The organism is Streptomyces sp. NPDC037421 (assembly GCF_055602105.1).
This window is the reverse complement of record NZ_JBVJWV010000007.1, coordinates 277,410-287,396: the sequence shown is the minus strand read 5'-3', so window position 1 is coordinate 287,396 and position 9,987 is coordinate 277,410. Positions and strand designations below refer to the sequence as shown.

Here is a 9,987-nt window from a genome sequence, read left to right as displayed (position 1 = left end):
AGGGAAAAAAAACAGCCCCCCTCAAAAACAGGGAAAAACAGGGGGGGGGCGGAGGGGGGGTGGGCCCCCCCCCCCCCCCCCCCCCCCCCCCCCCCCCCGGCCGACTGCTTTACCGCCGTATTACCGCCAGCCTTAAGCCCGCCTTTTTCAGCCGGTGACAAGGCGAAGTCAATGACTGAAATGATCTCCCCACCAGCGCGGAGTGGTTCTAGGCTCTTCCGTACCGCCGGTCGCGCAGTGCGGGGACGGGCACCGCACACGACGCACCGGAGCACCAGCGGTACTTGAGCGCCGCTCCCGAACGGGAGCGCCGCCGGGCAAGGAGGGCCGCATGACCGTACGGCGAGTAATGGGGATCGAAACGGAGTACGGGATCTCCGTTCCGGGGCACCCGAACGCCAATGCCATGCTCACCTCGTCCCAGATCGTCAATGCCTACGCGGCGGCGATGCACCGGGCGCGACGCGCCCGCTGGGATTTCGAGGAGGAGAATCCGCTGCGGGACGCCCGCGGCTTCGACCTCGCCCGCGAGGCCGCCGACAGCAGCCAGCTCACCGACGAGGACATCGGCCTCGCCAATGTCATCCTCACGAACGGCGCGCGCCTCTACGTCGACCACGCCCACCCCGAGTACAGCTCGCCCGAGGTCACCAACCCCCTCGACGCCGTGCTCTGGGACAAGGCCGGCGAGCGGATCATGGCCGAGGCCGCCGAGCGGGCCGCCCAGCTGCCCGGCGCCCAGCCGATCCACCTCTACAAGAACAACACCGACAACAAGGGCGCCTCCTACGGCACGCACGAGAACTACCTGATGAAGCGGGAGACCCCCTTCTCGGAGATCGTGCGCCACCTGACCCCCTTCTTCGTCTCCCGTCAGGTCGTCACCGGGGCCGGCCGCGTCGGCATCGGCCAGGACGGCCGCGAGCACGGCTTCCAGATCAGCCAGCGGGCGGACTACTTCGAGGTCGAGGTCGGGCTGGAGACCACCCTCAAGCGCCCCATCATCAACACCCGCGACGAGCCCCACTCGGACGCCGAGAAGTACCGCCGCCTCCACGTGATCATCGGCGACGCGAACCTCTCCGAGATCTCCACGTACCTCAAGCTGGGCACGACCTCTCTCGTCCTGTCCATGATCGAGGACGGCTTCATCAACGTCGACCTCGCCGTGGACCAGCCCGTGCGCACCCTCCACCAGGTCTCCCACGACCCGGACCTCCAGCACCTCATCACGCTGCGCAGCGGGCGCACGCTGACCGCCGTACAGCTCCAGATGGAGTACTTCGAGCTGGCCAGGAAGTACGTGGACGAGCGGTTCGGGACGGACGCGGACGAGCAGACCAAGGACGTCCTGGGGCGCTGGGAGGACGTACTGGGCCGGCTGGAGACCGACCCGATGAGCCTGGCGGGGGAGCTGGACTGGATCGCCAAGCGGGAGATCCTGGAGGGCTACCGCAGGCGCGACGGACTCGGCTGGGACGCGGCGCGGCTGCACCTGGTGGACCTCCAGTACTCGGACGTGCGGCCCGAGAAGGGCCTGTACAACCGCCTCGTCGCCCGCGGGAAGATGAAGCGGCTGGTGGAGGAGCCGGCCGTGGAGCGGGCCGAGGGCAAGCCGCCGGAGGACACCCGGGCCTACTTCCGCGGCCGCTGTCTGGAGCAGTACGCGGACGACGTGGCGGCTGCGTCCTGGGACTCGGTGATCTTCGACCTCCCTGGCCGCGACTCCCTCCAGCGGGTCCCGACCCTGGAACCCCTCCGGGGGACCCGGAACCACGTCAAGGAGCTCCTGGACCGCTGCCGTACGGCGGAGGACCTGGTCCGGGTGCTTTCGGGGCAGTGAGGTGGCCTGAAAGGCCTCCGGCCCGGGAATCATGAAGGCACCCGGACGTTGTGAAAGTACGGGGACGAATGCCGGACCCTCCTTGTAGGGTCCGGCGTAGGGTCTGATCTTGAGAGGTCCCGAATCCCGGGGTCTCTCCATGTGAGCGTGCGAACCGAGCGGGGTGAGGTAGACATGGCGACCAAGGACACCGGCGGCGGACAGCAGAAGGCGACGCGCTCGACCGAGGAGGTCGAGGAGACGACCGCCGAGGCGAGCGCCGACCTCAAGGAGCGGCAGGAGAAGCTCTCCGACGACGTCGACTCGGTTCTGGACGAGATCGACGATGTCTTGGAGGAGAACGCCGAGGACTTCGTTCGAAGCTTCGTTCAAAAAGGTGGCCAGTAGCCTTCGAATCGAAGGCAAGGGGTGGGGTAGGTGCTCGGAAGGCGAGGTCCGAAGCGTTGCGCGCGGTGCGGCGAAGAGAAGCCGCGCGCAGCCTTCGCGATCAAGCGGTCGAACCTGGACGGCCTGCAACGCGAATGCCGCGATTGCATGGCCAACTATCACCGCGACCGCCAGATATCCCTTGGGCGGCAAGTGCGCCAAAGGGTGGAAGTGCCCGAGGGGCACGAGCTCTGTCCGCGCTGCGGTGAGGTGAAGCCGCACTCCGAGTGGCATCGCGATGCGACGGCCTCGGACGGATTGTCTACACGCTGCAAGGCGTGCCGTGCGATCGAGGGTCGGGCAGGTCATCTCAAGCGTTCCCACGGCATCACTGAAGCGCAGCGCGACGAGATGATCGCGGCTCAGGGCGGGATGTGTCTGCTCTGCCAGAACGCTCCCGCCGAGCACGTGGATCACGATCATCAGACGGGTAAGGTCCGAGGCGTACTGTGCTTCAGCTGCAACGCAGCCTTGGGGCAGTTCAAGGATCGGCCGGACGTCATACGGCGTGCAGCCGCTTACGTGGAAGGAAACCTGTGGAACCCAACACTCGTAGCACAGGGCGTCTACCGGCAGCCTTCCTGACGCCGGGGTCGTCGTCCTTCATGGACTTCCTGGGTGCGCACGCGCCCGAGATGCTGCCGGGGAACCGGCGGCTGCCCGAGGGGATCGTCGAGGCGCCGCACGGGACGACCATCGTCGCGGCGACCTTCCCCGGCGGGGTCGTGCTCGCCGGTGACCGGCGGGCGACCATGGGGAACATGATCGCGCAGCGGGACATCGAGAAGGTGTTCCCGGCCGACGAGTACTCCGCGGTCGGCATCGCCGGTACGGCCGGCCTGGCCGTGGAGATGGTGAAGCTGTTCCAGCTGGAGCTGGAGCACTTCGAGAAGGTGGAGGGCGCGACCCTCTCCCTGGAGGGCAAGGCGAACCGGCTCTCGACCATGATCCGGAGCAATCTGGGGATGGCCATGCAGGGTCTGGCCGTGGTCCCGCTCTTCGCGGGGTACGACGAGGCCAAGGAGAAGGGCCGGATCTTCTCCTACGACGTGACCGGCGGCCGCTCCGAGGAGCACGGTTACGCCGCCACCGGTTCCGGTTCGATCTTCGCCCGGGGCTCCATGAAGAAGCTCTACCGCCCCGACCTGTCGGAGGAGCAGGCCACCACGCTGGTCGTGCAGGCGCTGTACGACGCCGCCGACGACGACTCGGCGACCGGCGGGCCGGACCTGTACCGCCACATCTACCCCATCGTCACCGTCATCACCGACGAGGGCTTCCGCCGGCTGGACGAGGACGAGTCGCAGGAGCTCGCCCGCAAGGTGACGGACCGCCGGCTCCAGGAGCCCGACGGACCGCGTGCCGCCCTGCTCTGACCACTCCTCCTCTCGTCGCCCAGAAGAAAGGGACGGATAACCGGTGTCGACTCCGTTCTATGTGTCACCCCAGCAGGCCATGGCCGACCGGGCGGAATACGCCCGGAAGGGCATCGCCCGCGGCCGCAGCCTCGTCGTGCTGCAGTACGCCGACGGCATCGTGTTCGTCGGCGAGAACCCGTCCCGTGCGCTGCACAAGTTCAGCGAGATCTACGACCGGATCGGCTTCGCGGCCGCCGGCAAGTACAACGAGTACGAGAACCTGCGGATCGGCGGCGTGCGCTACGCCGATCTGCGCGGATACACCTACGACCGTGACGACGTGACGGCGCGTGGGCTGGCGAACGTGTACGCGCAGACGCTCGGCACCATCTTCTCCTCGGCCGGCGAGAAGCCGTACGAGGTGGAGCTGGTGGTGGCCGAGGTCGGCGCGACGGCGGCCGGGGACCAGATCTACCGGCTGCCGCACGACGGCTCGATCGTGGACGAGCACGGCTCGGTCGCGGTCGGCGGCAACGCCGAGCAGATCAGCACCTACCTCGACCAGCGCCACCAGGACGGGATGACCCTGCCCGACGCGCTGAAGCTGGCGGTGCAGGCGCTGTCGAGCCAGGCGAACGGTGCGGACAAGACCATCCCGGCGGAGCGGCTGGAGGTCGCGGTGCTGGACCGGACGCGGTCGCAGCAGCGCAAGTTCAAGCGGATCCGGGGCCGGCAGCTGGCGCGGCTGCTGGAGGCGGACGTTCCGGCGGCCGCGCAGGCGGATGCCGTCTCGAACGACGAGGTGCCGGACGACGACGCCGAGTAGGCCGTGGTGCGTGGGCCCCGGTCCGCCCCGATGGGGGTGGGCCGGGGCTTCCGCGTTCCTAGAGGGCGGGGGCGGGCCCGGTGGAGTCGCGGACGGTGAGTTCGACCGGGATCTCGGGGGCGGTCCAGGGGGTGCCGTCGAGGACGGCGAGGAGGGCGGTCATGCCCTGTTCGCCGACGCGCTCCGCGGGCAGGCGGACGGTCGTGAGCTCGGGTTCCACGGCGGTGGCGAGGGCGAGGTCGTCGACGCCGGTGACGGAGAGGTCCTCGGGGACGCGCAGGCCCAGGCGCCGGGCGGCCTTGCAGACGCCGGCGGCGAGGATGTCGTCGTCGCAGACGACGGCGGTGGGCCGGTCCCGGGGGCCGGCCAGGGCGGTCCCGGCGACGGCACGGGCGGCGTCGACGGTGAGCGCGGCCCGGGCGGTGCGCAGGGCGGCGTGGGGGCGCAGGAGGGCGGCGAGGGCTTCGGCGCGGATGTCGAAGGTCCAGGAGTCGACGTCGGCGGCGAGGTGGAGGAAGCGGCGGTGGCCGAGGCCGAGGAGGTGCTCGGTGACCTGGCGCATGCCGTCGGTGATGGCGAGGTTGACGTGGGCGGCGGCGCGGCCGGAGGCGGGGTCGCTGTCGAGCATGACGAGGGGGAGGCCGTCGCCGCCGAGGGCGTCGAGGGCGTCGGTGGCCATGGAGGAGGCGATGACGCCGTCGAGGGCGGCGCGGGCGGAGGCGAAGGGGTCACGGGCGGGGCCGGTGCCTTCGGGGGAGGGGTAGAGGACGACTCCGAAGCCGTGTTCGGCGGCGACGCGGGCGGCGCCGGTGTAGACGCGGGCGAAGAACTCGTTGGTGAGGGCGGGGACGACGAGGAGGGCGGTGCGGGTGCTGCCGAGGCGGAGGTTGCGGGCGGCGAGGTTGGGGCGGTAGCCGAGGGTGGCGGCGGCTTCGCGGACGAGGCCGGCGGTGCGTTCGGAGACGCGGCCGCGCCATTTGTCGCCGAGGACGAGGGAGACGGTGGCCTGGGAGACCCCGGCGGCGGTGGCGACGTCGCGGCTGGTGGGTCTCGTCACAGGTAGCTCCTGAAATGCGAGGTGGGGCGGGTTCGGGCGGTTCGCCGGGTGGACCCCGGGTCTGCCGCCATGGTACGTATGACGTGTCTCGTTATACGTATTACCCCGGATGGATCCGGGCAGAAGGGGGCGGTCATGGCCGCGGGTTACGCGGAGCTGCTCAGGACCAGGTACGCCGCGAGGCTGCTGGTGGGCACGCTGATAGGCCGGCTGCCGAACGGCACGGCGGCGATCGCGATCGTCCTCTTCGTCCGGGACCAGGGCGGCAGCTACAGCCTGGCGGGCGCGCTGGCGGCCGTGTACGGGCTCGCCAACGCCGTCGGCCAGCCGCTGCTGGGCCGGGCGGTGGACCTGTACGGGCAGCCGCGCGTGCAGTTGCCCGCGGCGCTGGTGTCGGCGGCGGGCATGGTCTGGCTGGCGCTGGCCGGTACCGGCTCGGTGGCGGCCGCGTACGCGGCGATGGTGCTCGCCGGTCTGTTCACCCCTCCGCTGGAGGGCGGTCTGCGGGCGCTGTGGCCGGGGGTGCTCGGCGGCCGCGAGGAGCGGGTGCACGCGGCGTACGCGATGGACGCGGTGGCCCAGGAGGTCATGTACACGGTCGGGCCGCTGCTGGTGACCCTGTGCGTGGCGCTGTGGTCCCCGGCGGTGGCGCTGCTGGTGCTGAACGGTGTCGGCGTGCTGGGCGTGCTCTCGGTGGTGGTCTCGGAGCCCTCGCGGACCTGGCGCTCCGCGCCGCGCGAGGCGCACTGGCTGGGCGCGCTGCGCTCGCGCGGGCTGCTGGCGCTGCTGGGCGCGTTCTTCTTCGTCGGCATGGCGCTGGGCTCGATCGCGGTGGCGGCGGTGGCGTACGCCGATGAGAACGGCGGGCAGGCGGTGTACGGCTGGCTGATGGCGGCGCTGGGTCTGGGCGCGCTGGTCGGCGGTGTGTTCTACGGGGCGCGGCAGTGGGCGGGGGCGCCGGAGCGGCGGCTGCGGCTGCTGGTGGCGCTGCTGGCCGTCTGCTACCTGCCGTTGATGCTGGACGTGGGCCCGGTGGCGATGACGGCGCTGTCGGCGCTGGCGGGTGTGTTCCTGGCGCCTTCGCTGGCGTGCGCGTTCATCGTGGTGGACCGGCACGCGCCGGCCGGCACGGTGACGGAGGCCTTCTCCTGGCTGGTGACCTTCTTCGGGGTCGGCGCCGCGATCGGTACGGCGGCGGCGGGTCCGGCGCTGGAACTGGGGGGTACGGCGGCCGGTTTCGCGGTGGCCTGCGGCGGTGGCGCGGCGGCCCTGATGGTGCTGATGCTGACTCAGCGGGCGCTGGCCGGTGCGGGCCGCAGCCGGGCGGTGGCGGGGTCGGCGGAGCGTGCGGCGGAGGCCGTCGCGGAGCCGTTGATCAAAAACTGACCGGAACGCCGTTCTCGAACTCGGTTTCAGAAGAGTGCAGAAGGCGTAATGTTCAGTCATGGACCGCCGCATTTTCGGGCTGGAGAACGAGTACGGCGTCACGTGCACGTTCAGGGGACAGCGCCGACTGTCTCCTGACGAAGTGGCGCGCTACCTCTTCCGCCGTGTTGTGTCATGGGGCCGCAGCAGCAATGTCTTCCTGCGGAACGGCGCCCGCCTCTACCTCGACGTGGGTTCGCATCCGGAATATGCAACACCCGAATGCGACAACCTGACCGAACTGGTCACTCACGACAAGGCGGGCGAGCGCATTCTCGAAGGCCTGCTCGTCGACGCCGAACGCCGCCTGCACGAGGAGGGAATCGCGGGCGACGTCTACCTCTTCAAGAACAACACCGACTCGGCGGGCAATTCGTACGGCTGTCATGAGAACTATCTCGTGGCCCGGCACGGAGAATTCTCCCGCCTCGCGGACATCCTGATTCCGTTCCTCGTCACGCGCCAGCTGATCTGTGGCGCGGGCAAGGTGCTGCAGACGCCCAGGGGCGCGGTCTACTGCGTCAGCCAGCGGGCCGAGCACATCTGGGAGGGCGTCAGCTCCGCCACGACCCGCTCCCGGCCGATCATCAACACCCGCGACGAGCCGCACGCCGACGCGGAGCGCTACCGCAGGCTCCACGTCATCGTCGGCGACTCGAACATGTCCGAGACGACCATGCTGCTCAAGGTGGGCGCCACCGACCTCGTGCTGCGCATGATCGAGGCGGGGACGGTGATGCGGGACCTGACCCTGGAGAACCCGATCCGGGCGATCCGGGAGGTCAGCCACGACATCACGGGCCAGCGCAAGGTGCGCCTGGCCAGCGGCCGGGAGGCCTCGGCGCTGGAGATCCAGCGGGAGTACTTCGACAAGGCCCTCGACTTCGCCGACCGGCGGGGCATCAACACCGGGGTGGTGGCGCAGGTCCTGGAGCTGTGGGGCCGCACCCTGGAGGCCGTCGAGGCGCAGGACCTGGACCGGATCGGCACCGAGATCGACTGGGTGATGAAGTACCAGCTGATCGAGCGGTACCGGGCCAAGCACAACATGACCATGTCCAATCCGCGGGTCGCCCAGATAGACCTCGCGTACCACGACATCCACCGCCGCCGGGGCCTGTACTACCTGCTGGAGCGCAAGGGGCAGGCGGCGCGGGTGTGCAACGACCTGAAGATCTTCGAAGGCAAGTCGGTGCCTCCGCAGACCACCCGGGCCAGGCTGCGCGGAGACTTCATCCGCCGGGCGCAGGAGCAGCGGCGGGACTTCACGGTCGACTGGGTGCACCTGAAGCTCAATGACCAGGCGCAGCGGACGGTGCTGTGCAAGGACCCGTTCCGGTCGGTGGACGACCGGGTGGAGAAGCTCATCGCCGGCATGTGACGCGGTGCGGCAGGGAACCCCGTACGCGGTGGCGTACGGGGTTCCCGCACGCCACCGCCTTGTCGCGCAGGGGTCAGCCCGTAGAGTGGGCCGCTACGACGGACCATTCCAGCGACCCTGAGGACCATTGTGCGACGCCGACTTGCTGCCGCGCTCATCGTGCCGGCTCTGATGCTCACCGCGGCCTGCGGAGGGGGCGACGACTCGAAGAAGGAGTCCTCGGCGTCCCCGTCGGCCAGTGCCGGCAAGACCGAGGTGCCGAAGCCGGTGGCGTCGGCCGACCCGATGCCGACGGTCGCCGGCGAGGCCGGCAAGAAGGCGGAGATCACCGTTCCCAAGGGCGAGCCCAGTGGCAAGTTCGTGGTGAACACCCTCAAGGAGGGCACCGGCCCGGAGATCAAGAAGGACGATCTCGTGGTGACCAGGTACACGGGCAAGGTCTGGAAGAGCGGCAAGGAGCTGAGCGGCTCCTACGACCCGGACGGCCAGCCGCTGGTCGTCCCGGCCGGTTCGCCGCAGATCCTGCCGCTGTTCAGTGACGCGGTGCTGGGCAAGAAGGTCGGCAGCCGCGTGCTGGTCGTCGCCCCGCCGGCGGCGGCCTTCGGCGAGCAGGGCCAGCCGCAGCTGGGTGTCGGCCCGAAGGACAACCTGGTGTTCGTCCTCGACGTGGACTCCGTCCTGCCGAAGAAGGCCGAGGGCACCCAGGCGCCGATCCCGTCCGACCTCCCGCAGGTGAAGGCCGACGAGGAGAAGGCCGCCACGATCACGATCCCGAAGAACGACCCGCCGAAGGAGCTGGTCGACAAGGTCCTGATCGAGGGCAAGGGCCCGGAGGTCAAGAACGGCCAGACCGTCTACATGCAGTACAGCGGTGCGGCGTGGGCCCCGAACCAGGGCAAGGACGCGGCGAAGCTCTTCGACACCTCGTGGAAGACCGGGCAGCCGTTCTCGACGAAGATCGGCCAGGGTCAGGTCATCGAGGGCTGGGACAAGGGCCTGGTGGGCAAGAAGGTCGGCAGCCGCGTGCTGCTGGTGATCCCGCCGGAGCAGGCGTACAAGGACCAGGCCAAGGGTGAGGACCTGCCGGCCAACTCCACCCTCGTCTTCGTCGTGGACATCGTCGGAGCAGTGTAAGACTGTTCCGGTTGTACATCGTTTCGTACGTATGAGGAGCAGTTCCGTGCGCGAGCTCGAGAAGCCCGAGATCGACTTCCCCGAGGGCCCGGCCCCGACCGACCTGGTCATCGAGGACATCTGGGAGGGCGACGGCCCGGTGGCCGAGGCCGGCAAGAAGGTCTCCGTCCACTACGTGGGCGTGGCCTTCTCCTCCGGTGAGGAGTTCGACGCCTCCTGGAACCGCGGCGCCCCGCTGCAGTTCATCCTGGGCATCGGCCAGGTCATCCCGGGCTGGGACCAGGGCGTCCAGGGCATGAAGGTCGGCGGCCGTCGCAAGCTGACGATCCCCGCCGAGCTCGCCTACGGCGACCGTGGCGCCGGCGGCGCCATCAAGCCGGGCGAGACGCTGATCTTCGTCTGCGACCTGATGGGCGTCTGATCTCACCCGCTGTGATCATCGAGGGCCCCCGCCGTGAGGCGGGGGCCCTCGCTTTTGCCGGGGACCGCAGGGGCGGTACGGTCAACGGTCACGAGTGTGTGCCGAAGAGTGGGGGG

Annotated in this window: 10 protein-coding genes; 9 read left to right on the top strand and 1 reads right to left on the bottom strand. The window is 69.8% G+C overall.

The genetic code is table 11. The features are described 5' to 3' along the window. The first annotated feature begins 331 nt into the window (after positions 1 to 331). The 5 genes from dop (at position 332) to prcA (ending at position 4,453) form a co-directional block, all read left to right on the top strand. Positions 332 to 1,843 carry a depupylase/deamidase Dop gene (gene dop / locus ACZ7IF_RS14130; protein WP_470969236.1) on the top strand — a complete coding sequence of 504 codons (1,512 nt, stop codon included), beginning with the start codon at positions 332 to 334 and terminating at the stop codon, positions 1,841 to 1,843. Between the two features lie 174 nt (positions 1,844 to 2,017). Then, a complete protein-coding gene (locus ACZ7IF_RS14125; RefSeq protein WP_469115121.1) occupies positions 2,018 to 2,230 on the top strand; it encodes a ubiquitin-like protein Pup in 213 nt (70 codons plus the stop codon). Between the two features lie 30 nt (positions 2,231 to 2,260). Continuing rightward, positions 2,261 to 2,854, top strand: a complete 594-nt coding sequence (locus ACZ7IF_RS14120) for an endonuclease VII domain-containing protein (protein WP_470969231.1) — start codon at positions 2,261 to 2,263, stop codon at positions 2,852 to 2,854. Further along, a complete protein-coding gene (gene prcB, locus ACZ7IF_RS14115; RefSeq protein ID WP_285346291.1) occupies positions 2,806 to 3,645 on the top strand; it encodes a proteasome subunit beta in 840 nt (279 codons plus the stop codon). Before ACZ7IF_RS14120 ends, prcB begins: the two co-directional genes overlap by 49 nt. Positions 3,646 to 3,688: 43 nt before the next feature. Continuing rightward, positions 3,689 to 4,453, top strand: coding sequence for a proteasome subunit alpha (gene prcA, locus ACZ7IF_RS14110; RefSeq protein ID WP_470969226.1), 765 nt, complete (start codon positions 3,689 to 3,691; stop codon positions 4,451 to 4,453). 58 nt (positions 4,454 to 4,511) lie between these two features. Here prcA and ACZ7IF_RS14105 read toward each other — a convergent pair whose 3' ends face one another. Then, positions 4,512 to 5,510, bottom strand: coding sequence for a LacI family DNA-binding transcriptional regulator (locus tag ACZ7IF_RS14105; RefSeq protein WP_470969219.1), 999 nt, complete (start codon positions 5,508 to 5,510; stop codon positions 4,512 to 4,514). A 135-nt stretch (positions 5,511 to 5,645) separates the two neighbouring features. Between ACZ7IF_RS14105 and ACZ7IF_RS14100 the strand changes: the two genes are divergently transcribed. The 4 genes from ACZ7IF_RS14100 to ACZ7IF_RS14085 all read left to right on the top strand — a co-directional run bounded on the left by ACZ7IF_RS14100 (position 5,646) and on the right by ACZ7IF_RS14085 (position 9,871). Continuing rightward, a complete protein-coding gene (locus tag ACZ7IF_RS14100; protein ID WP_470969213.1) occupies positions 5,646 to 6,896 on the top strand; it encodes an MFS transporter in 1,251 nt (416 codons plus the stop codon). Positions 6,897 to 6,954: 58 nt separating this feature from the next. Then, positions 6,955 to 8,316 carry a Pup--protein ligase gene (gene pafA, locus ACZ7IF_RS14095; protein ID WP_007263177.1) on the top strand — a complete coding sequence of 454 codons (1,362 nt, stop codon included), beginning with the start codon at positions 6,955 to 6,957 and terminating at the stop codon, positions 8,314 to 8,316. A 129-nt stretch (positions 8,317 to 8,445) separates the two neighbouring features. Next, positions 8,446 to 9,450, top strand: coding sequence for an FKBP-type peptidyl-prolyl cis-trans isomerase (locus ACZ7IF_RS14090; protein WP_470969201.1), 1,005 nt, complete (start codon positions 8,446 to 8,448; stop codon positions 9,448 to 9,450). Between the two features lie 46 nt (positions 9,451 to 9,496). Further along, on the top strand, positions 9,497 to 9,871 hold the full coding sequence (locus ACZ7IF_RS14085) for an FKBP-type peptidyl-prolyl cis-trans isomerase (RefSeq protein ID WP_470969195.1): 375 nt from the start codon (positions 9,497 to 9,499) through the stop codon (positions 9,869 to 9,871). The last annotated feature ends 116 nt before the right edge of the window (positions 9,872 to 9,987 follow it).